We start from the raw sequence: 22,741 nt of genomic DNA on the forward strand, positions 1-22,741 counted from the left end.
CGTTTCAAGGGCGGGAAGCCGGACCGCTTATACGGCAAAAACTAATACTCGGCTAGAGGCCACAGTTACCATACCAATCGACTAAAAACGGCGGATTTATTAGACGTGCGGTAGATAGAATGCCGACCTAGCGACGCCGCGGGGGGTGGTAGTTGCCGACATTTCCTCAAACGGTTGGAGCTTCCGTCATGTCATACGTGCTCGTCTCCCCCGACATGGTCGCCGCAGCCGCCGAGGATCTGACCACTCTCGGTTCAACCATCGGTGCGGCCAATGCAGCCGCGGCGACCTCGACGACGGAGGTGCTGGCCGCGGCCACTGATGAGGTGTCGGCACGCATTGCGGAACTATTTGGCGCCTACGGCCGGGAATACCAGGCCATCAGCGCTGAGGCGGCGGCGTTTCACGCCCGTTTTTTGCAGGCCTTGAATTCGGGTGCGGGGGCTTACGCCTTCGCGGAAGCCGCCAACGTGTCACCGTTGCAAACCCTCGAGCAGGATGTGCTCAATCTCGTGAACGCGCCGACCCAGCTGTTGCTGGGCCGACCGCTGATCGGCAACGGCGCCGATGCGACGGTTCCCGGCGGCGCCGGCGGGGACGGCGGCATCTTGTTCGGCAGCGGCGGCAATGGTGCAGCTGGGGCGCCAGGGCAGGCCGGTGGCGCCGGTGGGTCAGCGGGGCTGTGGGGCAACGGCGGCACCGGTGGCGCCGGCGGAATGGGCGCCAACGGCGGGGCCGGAGGCAACGGCGGGTGGCTGCTGGGCTTCGGCGGCCAAGGCGGCATCGGCGGGACCGGTGCAGGCGCCGGTGGGGCGGGCGGCAACGGCGGGTTCTTGTTTGGCGGCGGCGGGGCCGGCGGTGTCGGCGGAATCGGTGGCGGCGCCGGCGGCGCGGGCGGCCGCGGAGAATGGCTGATCGGTGCTGGCGGGCCCGGCGGCGCAGGTGGCGACGGCGGTGGCACCGGTGGGGCCGGCGGCAATGGCGGGTTCTTGTGGGGCGGCGGCGGGGCCGGCGGCGCCGGCGGAAACGGCGGCGGGGCCGGCGGGGCCGGCGGGGCCGGCGAGGTGTTGTTCGGTGGCGGCGGGGCCGGTGGCGCGGGCGGAGACGGTGGCGGCAACGGGGGTGCCGGGGGTGACGGCGCCTGGTTGTGGGGTCGCGGGGGCGCCGGCGGCGTTGGTGGCCACGGTGGCGGTGACGGCGGCGCGGGCGGTCGCGCCGCGCTGCTGTTTGGTGCTGCTGGTGCCGGGGGCGCCGGCGGTGCAGGTCTCGACGCCGGCCCTGGTGGCAATGGCGGGGCCGGCGGGCATGGTGGTGCCGGCGGGAACGGTGGGATTTTCTGCGGGGGCGGCGCTGGTGGCGCCGGTGGCGCCGGTGGGGCCGGCGGGACCGGCGCGAATGGCGGTGCTGTCGGGGGTACTGGCGGAACCGGAGGAGCTGGCGGCGACGGCGGCGCCGGCGGGCGAGGTGCGTTCCTGTTCGGCCACGGCGGACACGGTGGTCTAGCCGGCCAGGGCGGCATCGGAGGAACCGGTGGTACCGGTGGTGACGCCGCTGCCGCCGGTGTCGGCGGTGCTGGTGGCTTCGGCGGTACCGGCGGCACACCCGGGCAGGCCGGTGTCGGGGGCGCGTCTGGCCTCATTTTTAGTTCCGCTGGAGCGGCGGGCGGTACAGCCATCGGCGGCGCCGGCGGCACCGGAGGCCATGGTGGCGCTGGCGCTGCCGGCACGGACGCCGCCCCCGGCTCCGGCGCTACCGGCGGTACCGGATTTGCCGGCGGCGCCGGCGGTGCCGGCGGGGTCGGCGGCGGCATCGGAGCGGCCCAGGGTGCCGGCGGCCAGGGCGGCACCGGCGGCACCGGCGGCACGGGCGGCCAGGGTGGCACGGGTGCTGATAGCACCAACCCGGCGGTGGCGGGCCAGGCCGGCGGCCAGGGCGGCACCGGTGGCCAGGGTGGGGATGCCGGCCAGGGCGGCTTCGGCTCCACCATCGGCGCCGATGGCACCGCCGGTGACGGCGGCACCGGCGGTGTGGGCGGCACCGGCGGCAACGGAGCCGATTACACCGCCGCGGTAGCCGCCGGGGCGACCGGCGGCACCGGCGGCCAAGGCGGCGCCGGCGGCCAGGGCGGCACCGGCGGGGCCGCCGGTAACGCGTTCACCGGCACCGCCGGCATCCAAGGTGGCGGCGGCCAGGGCGGCACCGGCGGCACCGGCGGCACCGGCGGCCAGGGTGGCACCGGCACCGACAGCACCAACCCGGCGGTGGCGGGCCAGGCCGGCGGCCAGGGCGGCACCGGTGGCCAGGGTGGGGATGCCGGCCAGGGCGGCTTCGGCTCCACCATCGGCGCCGATGGCACCGCCGGTGACGGCGGCACCGGCGGTGTGGGCGGCACCGGCGGCAACGGAGCCGATTACACCGCCGCGGTAGCCGCTGGGGCGACCGGCGGCACCGGCGGCCAAGGCGGGGCCGGTGGGCAGGGCGGCACCGGCGGGGCCGCCGGTAACGCGTTCACCGGCACCGCCGGCACCCAGGGTGGCGGCGGCCAGGGCGGCACCGGCGGCACCGGCGGCACGGGCGGCCAGGGTGGCACCGGCACCGACAGCACCAACCCGGCGGTGGCGGGCCAGGCCGGCGGCCAGGGCGGCACCGGTGGCCAGGGTGGGGATGCCGGCCAGGGCGGCTTCGGCTCCACCATCGGCGCCGATGGCACCGCCGGTGACGGCGGCACCGGCGGTGTGGGCGGCACCGGCGGCAACGGAGCCGACAACCTGAGCACCGCAGCCGCTGGGGCGACCGGCGGCACCGGCGGCCAAGGCGGGGCCGGTGGGCAGGGCGGCACCGGCGGGGCCGCCGGTAACGCGTTTGCCGGCACCGCCGGCACCCAAGGTGGCGGCGGCCAGGGCGGCACCGGCGGCACCGGCGGCACGGGCGGCCAGGGTGGCACGGGTGCTGATAGCACCAACCCGGCGGTGGCGGGCCAGGCCGGCGGCCAGGGCGGCACCGGTGGCCAGGGTGGGGATGCCGGCCAGGGCGGCTTCGGCTCCACCATCGGCGCCGATGGCACCGCCGGTGACGGCGGCACCGGCGGTGTGGGCGGCACCGGCGGCAACGGAGCCGATTACACCGCCGCGGTAGCCGCTGGGGCGACCGGCGGCACCGGCGGCCAAGGCGGCGCCGGTGGGCAGGGCGGCACCGGCGGGGCCGCCGGTAACGCGTTTGCCGGCACCGCCGGCACCCAAGGTGGCGGCGGCCAGGGCGGCACCGGCGGCACCGGCGGCACGGGCGGCCAGGGTGGCACCGGCACCGACAGCACCAACCCGGCGGTGGCGGGCCAGGCCGGCGGCCAGGGCGGCACCGGTGGCCAGGGTGGGGATGCCGGCCAGGGCGGCTTCGGCTCCACCATCGGCGCCGATGGCACCGCCGGTGACGGCGGCACCGGCGGTGTGGGCGGCACCGGCGGCAACGGAGCCGACAACCTGAGCACCGTAGCCGCTGGGGCGACCGGCGGCACCGGCGGCCAAGGCGGGGCCGGCGGGCAGGGCGGCACCGGCGGGGCCGCCGGTAACGCGTTCACCGGCACCGCCGGCACCCAGGGTGGCGGCGGCCAGGGCGGCACCGGCGGCACCGGCGGCACGGGCGGCCAGGGTGGCACCGGTGCTGATAGCACCAACCCGGCGGTGGCGGGCCAGGCCGGCGGCCAGGGCGGCACCGGTGGCCAGGGTGGGGATGCCGGCCAGGGCGGCTTCGGCTCCACCATCGGCGCCGATGGCACCGCCGGTGACGGCGGCACCGGCGGTGTGGGCGGCACCGGCGGCAACGGAGCCGATTACACCGCCGCGGTAGCCGCTGGGGCGACCGGCGGCACCGGCGGCCAAGGCGGGGCCGGTGGGCAGGGCGGCACCGGCGGGGCCGCCGGTAACGCGTTTGCCGGCACCGCCGGCACCCAGGGTGGCGGCGGCCAGGGCGGCACCGGCGGCACCGGCGGCACGGGCGGCCAGGGTGGCACGGGTGCTGATAGCACCAACCCGGCGGTGGCGGGCCAGGCCGGTGGCCAGGGCGGCACCGGTGGCCAGGGTGGGGATGCCGGCCAGGGCGGCTTCGGCTCCACCATCGGCGCCGATGGCACCGCCGGTGACGGCGGCACCGGCGGTGTGGGCGGCACCGGCGGCAACGGAGCCGACAACCTGAGCACCGCAGCCGCTGGGGCGACCGGCGGCACCGGCGGCCAAGGCGGGGCCGGCGGGCAGGGCGGCACCGGCGGGGCCGCCGGTAACGCGTTTGCCGGCACCGCCGGCACCCAGGGTGGCGGCGGCCAGGGCGGCACCGGCGGCACCGGCGGCACGGGCGGCCAGGGTGGCACGGGTGCTGATAGCACCAACCCGGCGGTGGCGGGCCAGGCCGGTGGCCAGGGCGGCACCGGTGGCCAGGGTGGGGATGCCGGCCAGGGCGGCTTCGGCTCCACCATCGGCGCCGATGGCACCGCCGGTGACGGCGGCACCGGCGGTGTGGGCGGCACCGGCGGCAACGGAGCCGATTACACCGCCGCGGTAGCCGCTGGGGCGACCGGCGGCACCGGCGGCCAAGGCGGGGCCGGCGGGCAGGGCGGCACCGGCGGGGCCGCCGGTAACGCGTTCACCGGCACCGCCGGCACCCAGGGTGGCGGCGGCCAGGGCGGCACCGGCGGCACCGGCGGCACCGGCGGCCAGGGTGGCACGGGTGCTGATAGCACCAACCCGGCGGTGGCGGGCCAGGCCGGCGGCCAGGGCGGCCAAGGTGGCCAGGGTGGGGATGCCGGCCAGGGCGGCTTCGGCTCCACCATCGGCGCCGATGGCACCGCCGGTGACGGCGGCACCGGCGGTGTGGGCGGCACCGGCGGCAACGGAGCCGATTACACCGCCGCGGTAGCCGCTGGGGCGACCGGCGGCACCGGCGGCCAAGGCGGGGCCGGCGGGCAGGGCGGCACCGGCGGGGCCGCCGGTAACGCGTTTGCCGGCACCGCCGGCACCCAGGGTGGCGGCGGCCAGGGCGGCACCGGCGGCACCGGCGGCACCGGCGGCCAGGGTGGCACCGGCACCGACAGCACCAACCCGGCCATCGCGGGCCAGGCCGGCGGCCAGGGCGGCCAAGGTGGCCAGGGTGGGGATGCCGGCCAGGGCGGCTTCGGCTCCACCATCGGCGCCGATGGCACCGCCGGTGACGGCGGCACCGGCGGTGTGGGCGGCACCGGCGGCAACGGAGCCGACAACCTGAGCACCGCAGCCGCTGGGGCGACCGGCGGCACCGGCGGCCAAGGCGGGGCCGGCGGCCAGGGCGGCACCGGCGGGGCCGCCGGTAACGCGTTTGCCGGCACCGCCGGCACCCAAGGTGGCGGCGGCCAGGGCGGCACCGGCGGCACCGGCGGCACGGGCGGCCAGGGTGGCACCGGCACCGACAGCACCAACCCGGCCATCGCGGGCCAGGCCGGCGGCCAGGGCGGCACCGGTGGCCAGGGTGGGGATGCCGGCCAGGGCGGCTTCGGCTCCACCATCGGCGCCGATGGCACCGCCGGTGACGGCGGCACCGGCGGTGTGGGCGGCACCGGCGGCAACGGAGCCGATTACACCGCCGCGGTAGCCGCCGGGGCGACCGGCGGCACCGGCGGCCAAGGCGGCGCCGGCGGCCAGGGCGGCACCGGCGGGGCCGCCGGTAACGCGTTCACCGGCACCGCCGGCACCCAAGGTGGCGGCGGCCAGGGCGGCACCGGCGGCACCGGCGGCACGGGCGGCCAGGGTGGCACCGGCACCGACAGCACCAACCCGGCGGTGGCGGGCCAGGCCGGCGGCCAGGGCGGCACCGGTGGCCAGGGTGGGGATGCCGGCCAGGGCGGCTTCGGCTCCACCATCGGCGCCGATGGCACCGCCGGTGACGGCGGCACCGGCGGTGTGGGCGGCACCGGCGGCAACGGAGCCGATTACACCGCCGCGGTAGCCGCTGGGGCGACCGGCGGCACCGGCGGCCAAGGCGGGGCCGGCGGGCAGGGCGGCACCGGCGGGGCCGCCGGTAACGCGTTTGCCGGCACCGCCGGCACCCAGGGTGGCGGCGGCCAGGGCGGCACCGGCGGCACCGGCGGCACCGGCGGCCAGGGTGGCACGGGTGCTGATAGCACCAACCCGGCGGTGGCGGGCCAGGCCGGCGGCCAGGGCGGCACCGGTGGCCAGGGTGGGGATGCCGGCCAGGGCGGCTTCGGCTCCACCATCGGCGCCGATGGCACCGCCGGTGACGGCGGCACCGGCGGTGTGGGCGGCACCGGCGGCAACGGAGCCGACAACCTGAGCACCGCAGCCGCTGGGGCGACCGGCGGCACCGGCGGCCAAGGCGGGGCCGGCGGGCAGGGCGGCACCGGCGGGGCCGCCGGTAACGCGTTTGCCGGCACCGCCGGCACCCAGGGTGGCGGCGGCCAGGGCGGCACCGGCGGCACCGGCGGCACGGGCGGCCAGGGTGGCACCGGCACCGACAGCACCAACCCGGCGGTGGCGGGCCAGGCCGGCGGCCAGGGCGGCACCGGTGGCCAGGGTGGGGATGCCGGCCAGGGCGGCTTCGGCTCCACCATCGGCGCCGATGGCACCGCCGGTGACGGCGGCACCGGCGGTGTGGGCGGCACCGGCGGCAACGGAGCCGACAACCTGAGCACCGCAGCCGCTGGGGCGACCGGCGGCACCGGCGGCCAAGGCGGGGCCGGCGGGCAGGGCGGCACCGGCGGGGCCGCCGGTAACGCGTTCACCGGCACCGCCGGCACCCAGGGTGGCGGCGGCCAGGGCGGCACCGGCGGCACCGGCGGCACGGGCGGCCAGGGTGGCACCGGCACCGACAGCACCAACCCGGCGGTGGCGGGCCAGGCCGGCGGCCAGGGCGGCACCGGTGGCCAGGGTGGGGATGCCGGCCAGGGCGGCTTCGGCTCCACCATCGGCGCCGATGGCACCGCCGGTGACGGCGGCACCGGCGGTGTGGGCGGCACCGGCGGCAACGGAGCCGACAACCTGAGCACCGCAGCCGCTGGGGCGACCGGCGGCACCGGCGGCCAAGGCGGGGCCGGTGGGCAGGGCGGCACCGGCGGGGCCGCCGGTAACGCGTTTGCCGGCACCGCCGGCACCCAAGGTGGCGGCGGCCAGGGCGGCACCGGCGGCACCGGCGGCACGGGCGGCCAGGGTGGCACGGGTGCTGATAGCACCAACCCGGCGGTGGCGGGCCAGGCCGGCGGCCAGGGCGGCACCGGTGGCCAGGGTGGGGATGCCGGCCAGGGCGGCTTCGGCTCCACCATCGGCGCCGATGGCACCGCCGGTGACGGCGGCACCGGCGGTGTGGGCGGCACCGGCGGCAACGGAGCCGATTACACCGCCGCGGTAGCCGCTGGGGCGACCGGCGGCACCGGCGGCCAAGGCGGCGCCGGCGGGCAGGGCGGCACCGGCGGGGCCGCCGGTAACGCGTTCACCGGCACCGCCGGCACCCAAGGTGGCGGCGGCCAGGGCGGCACCGGCGGCACCGGCGGCACGGGCGGCCAGGGTGGCACCGGCACCGACAGCACCAACCCGGCGGTGGCGGGCCAGGCCGGCGGCCAGGGCGGCACCGGTGGCCAGGGTGGGGATGCCGGCCAGGGCGGCTTCGGCTCCACCATCGGCGCCGATGGCACCGCCGGTGACGGCGGCACCGGCGGTGTGGGCGGCACCGGCGGCAACGGAGCCGACAACCTGAGCACGCGTAGCCGCTGGGGCGACCGGCGGCACCGGCGGCCAAGGCGGGCCGGCGGGCAGGGCGGCACCGGCGGGGCCGCCGGTAACGCGTTCACCGGCACCGCCGGCACCCAGGGTGGCGGCGGCCAGGGCGGCACCGGCGGCACCGGCGGCACGGGCGGCCAGGGTGGCACGGGTGCTGATAGCACCAACCCGGCGGTGGCGGGCCAGGCCGGCGGCCAGGGCGGCCAACGGTGGCCAGGGTGGGGATGCCGGCCAGGGCGGCTTCGGCTCCACCATCGGCGCCGATGGCACCGCCGGTGACGGCGGCACCGGCGGTGTGGGCGGCACCGGCGGCAACGGAGCCGATTACACCGCCGCGGTAGCCGCTGGGGCGACCGGCGGCACCGGCGGCCAAGGCGGCGCCGGCGGCCAGGGCGGCACCGGCGGGGCCGCCGGTAACGCGTTCACCGGCACCGCCGGCACCCAAGGTGGCGGCGGCCAGGGCGGCACCGGCGGCACCGGCGGCACGGGCGGCCAGGGTGGCACCGGTGCTGATAGCACCAACCCGGCGGTGGCGGGCCAGGCCGGCGGCCAGGGCGGCACCGGTGGCCAGGGTGGGGATGCCGGCCAGGGCGGCTTCGGCTCCACCATCGGCGCCGATGGCACCGCCGGTGACGGCGGCACCGGCGGTGTGGGCGGCACCGGCGGCAACGGAGCCGATTACACCGCCGCGGTAGCCGCTGGGGCGACCGGCGGCACCGGCGGCCAAGGCGGGCCGGTGGCAGGGCGGCACCGGCGGGGCCGCCGGTAACGCGTTCACCGGCACCGCCGGCACCCAAGGTGGCGGCGGCCAGGGCGGCACCGGCGGCACCGGCGGCACGGGCGGCCAGGGTGGCACCGGCACCGACAGCACCAACCCGGCGGTGGCGGGCCAGGCCGGCGGCCAGGGCGGCACCGGTGGCCAGGGTGGGGATGCCGGCCAGGGCGGCTTCGGCTCCACCATCGGCGCCGATGGCACCGCCGGTGACGGCGGCACCGGCGGTGTGGGCGGCACCGGCGGCAACGGAGCCGACAACCTGAGCACCGCAGCCGCTGGGGCGACCGGCGGCACCGGCGGCCAAGGCGGCGCCGGCGGCCAGGGCGGCACCGGCGGGGCCGCCGGTAACGCGTTCACCGGCACCGCCGGCACCCAAGGTGGCGGCGGCCAGGGCGGCACCGGCGGCACCGGCGGCACGGGCGGCCAGGGTGGCACCGGCACCGACAGCACCAACCCGGCGGTGGCGGGCCAGGCCGGCGGCCAGGGCGGCACCGGTGGCCAGGGTGGGGATGCCGGCCAGGGCGGCTTCGGCTCCACCATCGGCGCCGATGGCACCGCCGGTGACGGCGGCACCGGCGGTGTGGGCGGCACCGGCGGCAACGGAGCCGATTACACCGCCGCGGTAGCCGCCGGGGCGACCGGCGGCACCGGCGGCCAAGGCGGCGCCGGCGGCCAGGGCGGCACCGGCGGGGCCGCCGGTAACGCGTTCACCGGCACCGCCGGCACCCAAGGTGGCGGCGGCCAGGGCGGCACCGGCGGCACCGGCGGCACGGGCGGCCAGGGTGGCACCGGCACCGACAGCACCAACCCGGCCATCGCGGGCCAGGCCGGCGGCCAGGGCGGCACCGGTGGCCAGGGTGGGGATGCCGGCCAGGGCGGCTTCGGCTCCACCATCGGCGCCGATGGCACCGCCGGTGACGGCGGCACCGGCGGTGTGGGCGGCACCGGCGGCAACGGAGCCGATTACACCGCCGCGGTAGCCGCTGGGGCGACCGGCGGCACCGGCGGCCAAGGCGGCGCCGGCGGGCAGGGCGGCACCGGCGGGGCCGCCGGTAACGCGTTCACCGGCACCGCCGGCATCCAGGGTGGCGGCGGCCAGGGCGGTAACGGAGGCACCGGCGGCCAAGGCGGCACCGGAGGCAACGGCGCCGATAGCGGCACCCCGGGGGTAACCGGCCAGGCCGGTGGCCAGGGCGGCCAAGGTGGCCAAGGTGGGGATGCCGGCAAGGCCGGCATCGGCTCCACCCCCGGAACCGCGGGCACCGCCGGCGATGGCGGCCTGGGAGGTAACGGCGGCAAGGGCGGTGCCGGCGGCACCGGCACCAACTCCACCACCGCACCCGTCGCCGGCGGCAAGGGCGGCCAGGGCGGCGCCGGCGGCCAGGGCGGCACCGGCGGCGCCGCCAACGGTGGCACGGCAGGCAGCGGCGGCAAGGGCGGCATCGGCGGCGACGGCGGCAGCGGCGCTAACGGCGGCAACAACACCGGCACCACCGGCGGCAACGGCGCCGACGGCGGCAAGGGCGGCGACGGCGGTGCCGCCGGAACAGCCGGCCTCGCCGGTAGCGGCGGCGGAGGTAGCGCCGGCACCGCGGGCACCGGCGGCAACGGCGGCAACGGCGGAAAGGGCGGCAGCGGCGGCCAAGGCAGCGCCGCCGTCGCACCTGCCACCGGCGGCCAGGGTGGCCAGGGCGGCGCCGGGGGCGCCGGAGGCGCCGGTGGTGCTGCCAACGGCGGCACCGCTGGCAATGGCGGCGACGGTGGCCTCGGCGGCAGCGGCGGCAAGGGCGGCGCCGGCGCCACGGCTAACAACCCCACGGCCGGTGGCCTGGGTGGCCAAGGCGGCAAGGGTGGCGACGGCGGCGCGGGCGGCGCCGGCACTCTCGGGATCGGCGGCGGCAACGGCGGCAACGCGGGCAACGGCGGCAACGGTGGCGCCGGCGGCCTAGGCGGCACCAACGTCGGTACCCCCGGCGCCGGCGCCAACGGCGGCAAGGGCGGCACCGCCGGCGCCGGCGGTGCCGGCGGCAACGCGCCTGACGGCGGCTCGGGCGGCCAGGGCGGCCTCGGCGGCAACGGCGGCATCGGCGGCGACGGTGGTGCCGGCAGGGGCAAGGGCATCGGCGGCCAGGGCGGCGCCGGCGGTATCGCTGGCACCGGCGGCAACGGTGGCAGCGCAACCGGCGGAAATGGCAGTGGCGGCGCCGCCGGCAACGGCGGCCAGGGCGGGGGCGGCGGTAAGGGCGGCCTCGGCGGCACCACTAGCGGCGGCGGCGACGGTGGCGCCGGCGGCAACGGCGCCGACGGCGGCAAAGGTGGCCTAGGCGGCAGCGGCAGCGGCAGCGGCAGCGGCGGCGCCGGCGGCGCCGGCGGCAACGCGGGAACCGGCGGGACCGGCGGCAACGCCGGCGCCGGCAATAACGACGGCGGCAACGGCGGCACCGGCGGCAACGGCGGCGACGGCGGCGACGGGGGCAACGGCGGCGCCGCCGGCGCCGGCGGCAAGGGCGGCGACGGGGGCAACGGCGCCGACGGCGGCGCCGGCGGCAAGGGCAGCGGCACCGGCAAGGGTGGCACCGGCGGTTCCGGAGGGACCGGCGGCACCGGCGGGACCGGCGGCACCGGCGGTGGTGGCGGCGGCCTCAGCGGCACCGGCGGTACCGCCGGCGGGCCCGGCCTACCTCCGGTGGGTACCACCGGAGGAAAGGGCGGCAAAGGCGGCACCGGAGGCGACGGCGGCGACGGAGGCCCCGCCTGAGCCCAGCTACATCAGCGGTGAGGTGGCGAGGGTGCCGGCGACCGACCGCCAGAGTGTGACGTCATGGCTAGCCGAGCCGCCCGCGCCGCCGCTCAACGTCGGTTAGATCACGCGCGGTGCAGTCGGCCAGTCGACCAGCGTTGCGCCACCACGCTGCCGGCCCGCGGCTCGGCTGCACGCAGCCATGTCGAAACGTGGCTTCGCCCATGGCCGAACGGACCTACCGCTGCGCAAGCCGCCCCAGCCCGTGCACGGCCGCCGCCGACCTAGCCCAAAATCAGGCCCCAGTAGCAACCTGACTGGCACGCACCTCATCGGCGGGTCGCGCTTCGGTCTGCTCCTTGGCCCACCGGTAATCCGGCTTACCGGCCGGTGACCGCTTCACCTCGTCGACGAACCAAAGGCTGCGCGGCACTTTGTATCCCGCGATCAGACCGCGAACGAACCCGTCCAGCTCGGCCAATGACGGACGGCACCCGGGCCGGGCCTGCACCACGGCCGCCACCTGCTGGCCGTAGCGGGGATCGGGTATCCCGACGACCAGAGCATCGAAGATGTCGGGATGACCCTTCAACGCAGCCTCGACCTCTTCGGGATAAATCTTCTCACCGCCGCTGTTGATCGACACGGAGCCGCGGCCCAGCATGGTGACGGTTCCGTCGGCCTCGACCATGGCGTAGTCACCCGGAATCGCATACCGCACACCGTTAATGGTCTTGAACGTCTCGGCGGTCTTCTTCTCGTCCTTGTAATAGCCGACCGGAATATTGCCCTTCTTCGCGATCATGCCACGCACCCCGGAGCCGGGCTGAACTTCGTTGCCGTCCTCGTCGAGGACCACGGTCCGGTGGTCGATGGTGACTCGCGGGCCGCCGTTCTGGGAAGCGCCTGCAGCGACGATACTGGTACCGCCAAACCCCGTCTCCGACGACCCAATTGAGTCGGTGATTACCCGATTCGGAAGCAGCTCAAGCAGTTTCTCCTTGATGCTGGGCGAGAAGAGAGCGGCGGTGCTGGCCAACAGAAACAGCGAAGACAGATCGTAATCATGTTCTCTGTCAAGCGCATCCAGCAACGGCCGGGCCATCGCGTCACCGGTGAAGAACAATAGATTTACCTTACGGTCCTCAACCGTGCGCCATACCTCGTCGGCGTTGAATTCGGGTGCCAGAACAGTGGTTTGGCCGGAAAAGATGGACATCCAGGTGGCAGATTGGGTGGCGCCGTGGATCATCGGCGGAATCGGATAGCGAACCATCGGCGGGTTAGCGGCGGCAGCCTTAGCCAGGTCGTACTCGTCCTTGACGAATTCTCCTGTGGCAAAGTCGGTTCCGCCGAACAGCACGCGGTAGATGTCTTCGTGGCGCCACATCACGCCCTTCGGGAAGCCCGTGGTACCACCCGTATACAGCAGGTAGATGTCGTCGGCACTTCGCTCACCGAAGTCACGCTGCGGCGAGCCCTGCTCCAGCGCGGCGTAGAACTCCACTCCCCCGTAGCGCTCAAAGTCGGCCTCGCTACCGTCCTCCACCACAAGGACCGTCTTGACGTTGGGGGTGTCCGGCAGCACGTTGGCGACCCGGTCGCAGTACTGGCGCTCGTGAACCAGCGCAACCATGTCGGAATTGTCGAAGAGGTACCGCAGCTCGCCCTCGACGTAGCGGTAGTTGACGTTGACCAGAATGGCGCCGGCTTTGACGATGCCGAGCATCGCGATGACGATCTCGTTGCGGTTGCGGCAGTAGAGTCCGACCTTGTCGCCCTTCTGCACTCCCTGATCGAGCAGGTAGTGCGCCAGGCGGTTGGCTTTCTCCTCGAGTAGGGCGTATGTCAGTTGCTCATCTCCGCAGATGAGCGCTACCCGGTCAGGCACCGCGTCGATGGCGTGCTCAGCGAGATCGGCAATATTCAGGGCCACGGACCCCAAACTAGAACGTGTTACATTTCTTGACAAGTTCAGACCCATTGTCGACCGAGAGGCGGTAATCGTGCCCCAGGCTTCAGCAAACGAACACACGGGTCCGGACGCGTTGGTGGAGCAGCGCGGTCACACGCTGGTCGTGACCATGAACCGGCCGCACGCCCGGAACGCGCTGAGCAGCGAAATGATGCAGATCATGGTCGAGGCCTGGGACCGCGTCGACAACGATCCGGACATCCGGTGCGCCATCCTCACCGGCGCCGGCGGCTACTTCTGCGCCGGGATGGACCTCAAGGCGGCAACCAAGAAGCCGCCGGGTGAGTCGTTCAAGGACGGCAGCTACGACCCGTCACGCATCGACGCCCTACTGAAAGGGCGCAGGCTGACCAAACCGTTGATCGCCGCCGTCGAGGGCCCCGCGATCGCCGGTGGCACCGAGATCTTGCAGGGCACCGATATCCGGGTCGCCGGCGAAAGCGCCAAGTTCGGCATCTCCGAGGCCAAGTGGAGCCTGTACCCGATGGGCGGCTCGGCCGTGCGCCTACCCCGCCAGATCCCCTACACCGTGGCCTGCGACCTGCTGTTGACCGGACGCCACATCACCGCCGCCCAGGCCAAGGAGATGGGCCTGATCGGATACGTAGTTCCCGACGGGCAGGCGCTGACCAAAGCCCTCGAAATCGCGGAAACCATCGAGAACAACGGTCCGCTCGCCGTGCAGGCAATCCTGCGGACCATCCGCGAGACCGAGGGCATGGCCGAAAACGACGCGTTCAAGATCGACACCCAGATCGGCATCAAGGTCTTTTTGTCCGACGACGCCAAGGAAGGCCCGAAGGCGTTCGCCGAGAAGCGCAGACCCAACTTCCAGAACCGCTGATCTCCTTCGCCGAGCGTGCTGTCAGCGCGAAAATGACGGCCGCGTTGTGACAGCCAGAACACGCTCGGCGGCCTTGTCGGCACCCCACGCCACACTGCTACCCCATGACCGGACCTTTCATCGGCAGCGAAGCGATCGCCACGGGTGCGCTGACCCCGTACCGGCTGCGTAGCCGATACGTCGCGGTCCATCCCGACGTGTACGTCCCGCCCGGCACCGATCTCACCGCCACGACACGCGCCCATGCCGCCTGGCTGTGGTCACGACGCCGAGGGGTCGTCGGCGGCCACTCAGCTTCGGCCCTGCTCGGCGCCAAATGGGTCGACCATCGAGCGCCAGCCCAATTGCTCTACGACCACCGCCGTCCCCCGAGGGGCATCCTCACCTGGTCCAGCCGCGTCGCCGACGACGAGATCCAACTCGTCCGCGGCATGCCGGCAACCACCCCGGCCCGCACCGCTTTCGATCTCGCCTGCCGGCATCCCGTCGGCAAGGCGGTTGCTGCCATCGACGCGCTCGCCAGGGCGACCAACCTGCAGGTCGGCGACGCCGAGTTACTCGCCGAACGATATAAGGGGCGCCGCAGCATCCGGCGCGCCCGAAGCGCACTCAAGCTCGTCGACGCGGGCGCGGAGTCGCCACGGGAGACGTGGCTGCGGTTACTGCTCATCGACGCCGGGTATCCCGCGCCGCAGACGCAGATGGCGGTGTACGGCGACTACGGGGAGATTGTCGCGTTACTCGACATGGGTTGGGAGCACATCAAAGTCGCAGTGGAGTACGAGGGCGACCATCATCGCACCGACCGCCGGCAATTCAACAAGGACATCGCACGTTTCGAAGCGTTGTCCGACCTCGGCTGGATGGTCGTGCGGGTCACGGTCGAGGATGTGCCGGGCGGCATCCTACGGCGCGTCGCAGCCGCCTGGGCTCGTCGAGCGTGACGTCAGCGTGAAAAATCGGCCAAAATCTCACGCTGACTTCACGTTCGGCGCAACGCAACCCAATACGAACTCAGCCCCGAACCGGCGCCGTCGGGGTGAACACCACCGGCATCGACTCCAAGCCGCTGACGAAGTTCGCCGGCCGCAGCGGCAACGCATCCGAAGACGCCAGCCGCAAGTCGGGCAGGCGCCGCAGCACCCGCTCCGTCATCAGCGACAACTCCAAGCGCGCCAGCTGATTGCCCATGCAGAAGTGGGTGCCGAAACCGAATGCCAAGTGGCTGTTCGGGTTTCGCTGTATGTCAAAGCGCTCCGGCTCGGCGAACACCGCCTCGTCGAAATTCGCCGACTCGAACAACAGCATCATCTTCTCGCCGGCCCGCAACGCGGTGCCATGAAAGTCCGTATCCGCCGTGAGCATTCGGCACATGTTCTTCACCGGCGACGTCCAGCGCAGCATTTCTTCCACCGCCGACGGCAGCAACGACGGGTCGCGCTGCAACAGGTCCCACTGATCCCGGTTGCGCAGCAACTGCTCGGTTCCCCCGCTCAACGTGTGCCGCGTGGTCTCGTCGCCGCCGATCAGAATCAGCAGCGTCTCCATGACGAGCTCATCGTCGCTGAGCCGCTCGCCGTCGACTTCGGAGCGCACCAGCACCCCGACCAGATCCTCGGTCGGCTCCGCACGACGCGCCGCAATGGTCTCGCGGGTGAAGTCGTTGTAGGCCGCAAAGGCATCCATGCTGATCTGGAAATCCTCTTGCGAGACATGTGAACTCAGGAACGTCACCAGGTCGTCGGACCACCTCAGGAACATGTCGCGCTGCTCCGGGCGCACCCCGAGCATGTCGCCGATCACCGCCATCGGCAGCGGCGCGGCAAGGTCCCGCACAAAGTCGCATTCACCGCGTTCGCACACCGCGTCGATCAGCGTGTCGCACAGCGCGGCAATGGAGCCTTCGCGGTCCTTCACCCGCTTTCGGGTAAAGCCGGCGTTAACCAGCTTGCGCCGCAACAGATGTGCCGGGTCGTCCATGTCGATCATCATCGGCATGGCCGGCTGGTCGGGGCGGATGCCGCCGGCGTTGGAGAACAGCTCGGGCTGTCGTTCGGCGTCGATCACCGCCTGATACGTCGACGCCGCGGCCAGCCCGTTGCGGTCCCGAAACACCGGCTGATGCGCCCGCATCCACCGGTACGCGGCGCGTGCCTCATGGTCGGCGTAGAAGGTGCCGTCGGTCAAATCGACGTCAGGCCTACCAATGGCTTCAGTCATGCCAGTCCTCCGCATTACAGTGAGCGTCATGGCTGTCTCGCAACACACCATCGCCGGCACGGTGCTCACCATGCCGGTCCGAATCCGCAAAGCGGACATGCACTCCGCGATGTTCTCGGTGCCCGCCGCGCCGACCCAAAAACTCATCGACTACAGCGGGCTTAGCGTGTGCGAATATCTGCCCGGCAAGGCGATCGTGATGCAGATGCTGGTGCGCTACGTCGACGGCGACCTCGGCCAGTACCACGAGTACGGCACCGCGGTCATGGTCAATCCGCCCGGCTCCCAAGCCCGACGAGCCCGGGGACCCCGCGCCCTCGGCAGAGCCGCGGCGTTCATCCACCACCTGCCCGTAGACCAGTCGTTCACCCTCGAGGCGGGCCGCACCATCTGGGGCTTCCCGAAGATCATGGCGGACTTCAACGTTCGCGAGGGCCCCAAATTCGGCTTCGACGTCAGCGCCGACGGGCAGCTCATTGCCGGCATCGAGTTCGGCAACGGACTCCGGCTCCCCACCCGAGGCACGCAAACGCTGAAAACCTATTCCCACCAAGACGGTGTCACCCGGGAAATCCCGTGGGAGATGAAGATATCGGGCCTGCGGGCCCGGCTCGGCGGCGCCCGGATGCGCCTCGGTGACCACCCTTACGCCAAGGAACTCGCCTCGCTGGGCCTGCCCAAGCGGGCACTGGCGTCGCAATCGGCGGCCAACGTGGAGATGACCTTCGGCGACGCGCACGCCCTCTGAACCCATCCGGTCAATCTAGAACGTGTTCTAATCGCCTGGCAAGAACGGTCGTCAAACCAGCCCGGCAAGGTCGCGGACCTGCTCAACGCTGCGGGCGCTGACCACCATCATGGTCACGCCGGCAGCTTCCCACGCCACGATCTGCTTACGCACGTAGTCGAGGTCGCCGACGATCATGGCGTCGTCGACCAGCTCGTCGGGAATCACCGCCGCGGCCTCGTCCTTCCGCCCGGACCGGAACAGCTTGGTCACGTCGTCGACGATCTCGGCGTAGCCCATCCGGCGATAGACATCGGCGTGGAAGTTGGTGTCCTCGGCGCCCATCCCGCCCATGTAGAGGGCCAGGAACGGCTTGATTCCGGTGAACGCCGCCGCGCGGTCCTCGGTGACGACGATCTGCGCCGTCGCGCAGATCTCGAAATCCGCACGGCTGCGCCGGGCGCCTGGGCGGGCGAATCCCTCGTCGAGCCATTCGTTGTACATGCCGGCCATCCGGGGCGAATAGAAAATCGGTAGCCAGCCGTCGCAGATCTCGGCGGCCAGTGCCACGTTCTTCGGCCCCTCCGCACCCAGCATGATCGGGATGTCGGCACGCAGCGGATGGGTGATGGGCTTCAACGCCTTGCCCAACCCGGTGGTCCCCGCGCCGGTCAGCGGCAGCGGATAGTGCGGGCCGTCGCTGGTCACCGGTTTTTCGCGAGCCCAGACCTGGCGCACGATGTCGATGTACTCCCGGGTGCGGGCCAGCGGCTTGGGGAACGGCTGACCGTACCAGCCCTCGACCACCTGTGGGCCGGAGACGCCGAGCCCCAGAATGTGGCGGCCAGCGGACAGATGATCCAACGTCAGCGCCGCCATCGCGCACGCCGTCGGGGTGCGCGCGGACAACTGGACCACCGAGGTGCCCAGCCGCACCCGCCGCGTGGCCGAACCCCACCAGGCCAGCGGGGTGTAGGCGTCCGAGCCCCACGCCTCGGCGGTGAACACGGCGTCGAACCCGGCGTCCTCGGCCGCGGCGACGAGTTCCGCGGCGTTCTCCGGAGGCTGAGCGCCCCAGTACCCCAGCTGTAGGCCCAGCTTCATCCTTGCCTCCTTGCGACCATAGTTAGAACCTGTTCTACTCGAAGGCGTGACAGCCAGCTCGAGCGGCCCGACCTTGATCGATCATCATGAGCCGCCCCTCTCCGCGCCGTTGACGTTGTCGTTCGACTACACCCGTTCGGTGGGTCCCATCCTCGGTCAGTTCTTCACCGCACTGCGTGAGTGCCGCATTCTGGGCGTTCGCGGATCCGACGGCCGGGTGCACGTGCCACCCGCCGAATACGACCCGGTGACCTACGAACCGCTGACCGAGATGGTACCGGTGTCGGATGTCGGCACCGTCGCATCCTGGACCTGGCAGCCGGAGCCGCTGCAAGGCCAGCCACTGGACCGCCCGTTTGCCTGGGCGCTGATCAAACTCGACGGCGCCGACACGCTGCTGATGCACGCCGTAGATGCGGGCGAGCCGGACAAGATCCGCACCGGCGCCCGGGTACACGTGCACTGGGCCGACGAGCCCCAGGGCGCCATTACCGATATCGCCTACTTCGCGCCAGGCGACGAACAAGAACCTGTTCCGGAAGCGACAGGCGACCAGGAGCCGGTGACCATGGTCATCACCCCGATCGAAATGACCATCCAGCACACCGCATCCCACGAGGAGAGCGCATACCTGCGGGCCATCGCGGAGGGCAAGCTCCTGGGCGCCCGCACCGGCGAAAAGGGAAAAGTCTATTTCCCGCCCCACGGGGCCGACCCGGCCACCGGCCAGCCGACCACCGAGTTCGTCGAGCTGCCGGACAAGGGCACGGTGACGACGTTCGCGATCATCAACATCCCATTCCAGGGTCAGCGCATCAAGCCGCCCTACGTGGCGGCCTACGTGCTGCTCGACGGCGCGGACATCCCGTTCCTGCATCTGGTTGCCGATGTCGACGCGCACGAGGTGCGGATGGGGATGCGCGTGGAGGCGGTGTGGAAACCGCGCGAGCAGTGGGGTTTTGGCATCGACAACATCGAGTACTTCCGGCCGACGGGAGAACCGGACGCCGAGTACGACACCTACAAACACCACCTGTAAAGGGTCTAACTGCAGATGAGCGCTCGCCATGTCGCGGTGGTCGGCTTCGCCCACGCACCGCATGTCCGCCGCACCGACGGCACCACCAACGGCGTCGAGATGCTGATGCCGTGCTTTGCCCGGCTGTACGAAGAACTGGGCATCACCAAGGCCGACATCGGCTTCTGGTGCTCCGGCTCGTCCGATTACCTTGCCGGACGCGCCTTTTCATTCATCTCGGCGATCGACTCGATCGGCGCCGTGCCGCCGATCAACGAATCGCACGTCGAGATGGACGCCGCGTGGGCGCTGTATGAGGCCTACATCAAAATCCTGACCGGCGAGGTCGACACGGCGCTGGTGTACGGCTTCGGCAAGTCCTCCGCCGGAACCCTGCGGCGCGTGCTGTCGCGGCAGACCGACCCCTACACCGTCGCGCCGCTGTGGCCGGATTCGGTGTCGATGGCCGGATTACAGGCCCGCCTTGGGCTGGATTCGGGCAAGTGGAACGAACTGCAGATGGCGCGGGTGGCGTTCGACGCGTTCGCCAATGCGCGCCGGGTGGATTCCGTGGAGCCGCCGATCAGCATCGACGACTTGCTGGACCGGCCGTTTTTCGCCGACCCGCTGCGCCGCCACGACATTGCGCCGATCACCGACGGCGCCGCGGCGATCGTCCTCGCCGCCGATGACCGCGCCCGCGAGTTGCGCGAAAACCCGGCCTGGATAACAGGTATCGAACATCGCATCGAGTCGCCGTCGCTGGGTGTGCGCGACCTCACCGAATCGCCGTCGACCAGAGCCGCGGCTAGGGCGGCCACGAAGGGTCACACCCGCAATATCGAAGTGGCCGAAATCTGCGCGCCGTTCACCCATCAGCAGCTGATCCTCGCGGATGCCATCAACTTGCCGGGGGCGACGAAGATCAATCCCTCCGGCGGTGCGCTGGCCGCCAACCCCATGTTCGTCGCCGGTCTGGAACGGATCGGCTTTGCCGCCCAACATATCTGGGACGGCTCGGCCCGGCGAGTGCTGGCGCACGCCACCAGTGGGCCTGCGCTGCAACAGAACCTGGTCGCCGTGATGGAAGGGAACAACTGATGGCCGGAGCAGGAGCATACCTGGCCGCGGTCCTGGGCACCGGTCAGACCAAATACGTCGCCAAGCGCCACGACGTCTCGATGAACGGCATGGTTCGCGAGGCCATCGACCGAGCCCTGGAGGATTCCGGTTCCACCTTCGACGACATCGACGCCGTCGTGGTGGGCAAGGCGCCCGACTTCTTCGAAGGCGTCATGATGCCGGAACTGTTCATGGCCGACGCCATGGGCGCCACCGGCAAGCCGCTGATCCGGGTGCACACCGCGGGTTCGGTCGGTGGCTCCACGGGGGTGGTGGCGGCCAGCCTGGTGCAGTCCGGTAAGTACCGCCGGGTGCTGGCCATGGCTTGGGAAAAGCAGTCGGAGTCCAATGCCATGTGGGCACTGTCGATTCCGATTCCGTTCATCAAGCCGGTGGGCGCAGGGGCGGGCGGCTACTTCGCGCCGCACGTGCGCGCCTACATCCGTCGCTCCGGGGCCCCGACGCACATCGGCGCCATGGTGGCGGTCAAGGACCGGCTCAACGGCAGCCGTAATCCGTTGGCACACTTGCAGCAGCCCGATATCACCCTCGAGAAGGTGATGGAGTCACCCATGCTGTGGGACCCCATCCGCTACGACGAGACCTGCCCCTCCTCCGACGGGGCCTGCGCCGTGGTGATCGGTAACGAGGAGATCGCCGACGCAAAGGTGGCGCAGGGCCAGCCGGTGGCGTGGATCCATGCCACCGCGCTGCGCACCGAACCGCTGGCGTACGCCGGTCGCGACCAGGTGAGCCCGCAGGCCGGACGCGATGCCGCCGCCGCGCTGTGGAGGGCGGCGGGTATCACCAACCCGATCGACGAAATCGATGCCGCCGAAATCTATGTGCCGTTCTCCTGGTTCGAGCCGATGTGGTTGGAAAACCTCGGGTTTGTCGCCGAGGGCGAGGGCTGGAAACTCACCGAAGCCGGGGAAACCGCCATCGGCGGACGGCTGCCGGTCAACCCCTCCGGCGGCGTGCTGTGCTCGAACCCGATTGGCGCTTCCGGTCTGATCCGCTTCGCGGAGGCCGCCATCCAGGTGATGGGCAAGGGCGGCGACCACCAGGTGCCGAATGCGCGCAAAGCCATGGGCCATGCTTACGGCGGTGGCTCGCAGTATTACTCGATGTGGGTCGTCGGCTCTGGAAAGCCGGTCACGCCATGACCCGGATGAAGTACACCTGCAGCATCGCGATGGGGCCGATCGACCAGCTGATCGGCATCGCCAAGACCGCCGAGGAGGTCGGGTTCGACTCGATCGCCTTACCGGATTCGCTTTTCCACATGGAGAAGGCGGCCGCCGATTACCCCTATACCCCGGACGGGTCGCGGATGTGGGACGAGAACACTCCGTGGGTCGACCCGTTGGTGGCTGCCGCGGCGATGGGCGCGGTCACCTCGACGCTGCGGTTTTACACCCACGTGTTGAAGCTCGGCTCTCGCCAGCCGCTGCTGCTGGCCCGCCAGGTCGGTTCGGTGGCCAACGTGACCAACAACCGCTTCGGGTTCGGCGTCGGAATCGGCTGGGCGCCCGAGGAGTTCGAATGGTGCGGGGTGCCGTATAAGCGCCGCGGCGCGCGCGTCGACGAGATGATCGAGGTGATCAAGCTGGTGCTCGGCGGCGGCATGGTCGAATTCCACGGCGAATTCTTCGATTTCGATCGCCTGCAGATGAGCCCGGCCCCCAGCCAACCGGTGCCGTTCTATGTCGGCGGGCACACCGACGTGGCACTCAAACGGGCCGCCCGCGTCGGTGACGGCTGGTCCACCGCGATGATGACCGGCGCGCAACTGGCCGAAACCATCGGCCGGCTCACAGCACTGCGCGCCGAATACGGCCGGGCCGAGCAGCCGTTCGAGATCCAGGCGGTCTGTATCGACAAGTTCGGGGTCGACGGTCATCGCGAGCTTGCCGAGATGGGGGTCACCGACAATATCGTCATGCCGTGGGTTTTCGACGGCCTGGGCTTCGACGCGCCGCTCGACAAAAAGCAGGACTCGATGAAGCGCTTCGCGGACACCTATATCCACTCCGGCTGGCAGGACACATGACCCAGACGCACCCCGCGCACGAGGCCGGGAGGCGATCCCGCGAGGCGGTAATGGCCAAGGACAAGCAGGCCTGGCTGGCGGTCTTCGCCGAGGACGCCGTCGTCGAAGACCCCATCGGGCCATCGGCTTTCGATCCCGAAGGCAAGGGCCACCGCGGCCGCGACGCGATATCGACGTTCTGGGACAAGGTGATTGCGCCCACCACCAGCATCGAGTTCTTCTTTCGCGACACCTTCCAGTGCGGCGACGAGGAAGCCAACGTCGGCCACATCCTGACCACCATGGGCGGCTACCAGATCACCACCGAAGGGGTGTTCACCTACAAGGCCAACGCCGCAGGCCAGCTGGTGGCCCTGCGGGCGTACTGGGAAATGGAGCGCGCCGCCGCAACGGCCAAAAAAGCCTAGGTCAA

Annotated in this window: 13 protein-coding genes; 10 read left to right on the forward strand and 3 right to left on the reverse strand. The window is 72.7% G+C overall.

From position 1 onward, the window contains the following. Positions 1–188 precede the first annotated feature (188 nt). Both MKAN_RS11170 and MKAN_RS32565 read left to right on the forward strand, forming a co-directional pair. On the forward strand, positions 189–8,030 hold the full coding sequence (locus tag MKAN_RS11170) for a PE family protein (protein ID WP_023368346.1): 7,842 nt from the start codon (positions 189–191) through the stop codon (positions 8,028–8,030). A 602-nt stretch (positions 8,031–8,632) separates the two neighbouring features. Continuing rightward, positions 8,633–11,284 (forward strand): hypothetical protein, encoded by a 2,652-nt coding sequence (locus MKAN_RS32565; protein WP_051404530.1) that lies wholly within the window; start codon positions 8,633–8,635, stop codon positions 11,282–11,284. A 277-nt stretch (positions 11,285–11,561) separates the two neighbouring features. Here the strand turns inward: MKAN_RS32565 and MKAN_RS11185 are convergent, their stop codons facing one another. Further along, positions 11,562–13,250, reverse strand: a complete 1,689-nt coding sequence (locus MKAN_RS11185; protein ID WP_042312186.1) for an acyl-CoA synthetase — start codon at positions 13,248–13,250, stop codon at positions 11,562–11,564. A 100-nt stretch (positions 13,251–13,350) separates the two neighbouring features. On the opposite strand from MKAN_RS11185, the gene MKAN_RS11190 reads away from it, so the two are divergent. Together MKAN_RS11190 and MKAN_RS11195 are read left to right on the forward strand one after the other, a co-directional pair. After that, positions 13,351–14,085: a crotonase/enoyl-CoA hydratase family protein gene (locus tag MKAN_RS11190; RefSeq protein ID WP_230589257.1), complete on the forward strand. Its 735-nt coding sequence runs from the start codon at positions 13,351–13,353 to the stop codon at positions 14,083–14,085. A 104-nt stretch (positions 14,086–14,189) separates the two neighbouring features. Then, positions 14,190–15,029 carry a hypothetical protein gene (locus MKAN_RS11195; RefSeq protein WP_023368354.1) on the forward strand — a complete coding sequence of 280 codons (840 nt, stop codon included), beginning with the start codon at positions 14,190–14,192 and terminating at the stop codon, positions 15,027–15,029. Positions 15,030–15,099: 70 nt separating this feature from the next. Here the strand turns inward: MKAN_RS11195 and MKAN_RS11200 are convergent, their stop codons facing one another. Continuing rightward, positions 15,100–16,305 (reverse strand): cytochrome P450, encoded by a 1,206-nt coding sequence (locus MKAN_RS11200; RefSeq protein WP_023368356.1) that lies wholly within the window; start codon positions 16,303–16,305, stop codon positions 15,100–15,102. A gap of 28 nt (positions 16,306–16,333) precedes the next feature. On the opposite strand from MKAN_RS11200, the gene MKAN_RS11205 reads away from it, so the two are divergent. Beyond that, complete coding sequence (locus MKAN_RS11205; RefSeq protein WP_023368358.1) at positions 16,334–17,053, forward strand: acetoacetate decarboxylase family protein; 720 nt, start codon at positions 16,334–16,336, stop codon at positions 17,051–17,053. Positions 17,054–17,104: 51 nt separating this feature from the next. On the opposite strand, the gene MKAN_RS11210 is transcribed toward MKAN_RS11205, so the two are convergent. After that, positions 17,105–18,136 carry an LLM class F420-dependent oxidoreductase gene (locus MKAN_RS11210; RefSeq protein WP_023368360.1) on the reverse strand — a complete coding sequence of 344 codons (1,032 nt, stop codon included), beginning with the start codon at positions 18,134–18,136 and terminating at the stop codon, positions 17,105–17,107. 46 nt (positions 18,137–18,182) lie between these two features. Here MKAN_RS11210 and MKAN_RS11215 point away from each other — a divergent pair, with 46 nt between their 5' ends. Genes MKAN_RS11215 through MKAN_RS11235 form a run of 5 tightly spaced genes read left to right on the forward strand, consistent with a single transcriptional unit; the run spans position 18,183 to position 22,736 of the window. Beyond that, complete coding sequence (locus tag MKAN_RS11215; protein WP_023368363.1) at positions 18,183–19,175, forward strand: Zn-ribbon domain-containing OB-fold protein; 993 nt, start codon at positions 18,183–18,185, stop codon at positions 19,173–19,175. A 15-nt stretch (positions 19,176–19,190) separates the two neighbouring features. Further along, positions 19,191–20,255, forward strand: a complete 1,065-nt coding sequence (locus MKAN_RS11220; protein ID WP_023368364.1) for a thiolase domain-containing protein — start codon at positions 19,191–19,193, stop codon at positions 20,253–20,255. Further along, positions 20,255–21,442, forward strand: a complete 1,188-nt coding sequence (locus MKAN_RS11225; RefSeq protein WP_023368366.1) for a thiolase domain-containing protein — start codon at positions 20,255–20,257, stop codon at positions 21,440–21,442. The genes MKAN_RS11220 and MKAN_RS11225 overlap by 1 nt, the downstream gene beginning before the upstream one ends. 5 nt (positions 21,443–21,447) lie before the next feature. Further along, positions 21,448–22,329 (forward strand): TIGR03619 family F420-dependent LLM class oxidoreductase, encoded by an 882-nt coding sequence (locus tag MKAN_RS11230; protein WP_036396074.1) that lies wholly within the window; start codon positions 21,448–21,450, stop codon positions 22,327–22,329. After that, a complete protein-coding gene (locus MKAN_RS11235; RefSeq protein ID WP_036396057.1) occupies positions 22,326–22,736 on the forward strand; it encodes a nuclear transport factor 2 family protein in 411 nt (136 codons plus the stop codon). Before MKAN_RS11230 ends, MKAN_RS11235 begins: the two co-directional genes overlap by 4 nt. Positions 22,737–22,741 lie beyond the last annotated feature (5 nt).

This window comes from Mycobacterium kansasii ATCC 12478, assembly GCF_000157895.3.
GTDB classification, from domain to species: Bacteria; Actinomycetota; Actinomycetes; order Mycobacteriales; family Mycobacteriaceae; genus Mycobacterium; species Mycobacterium kansasii.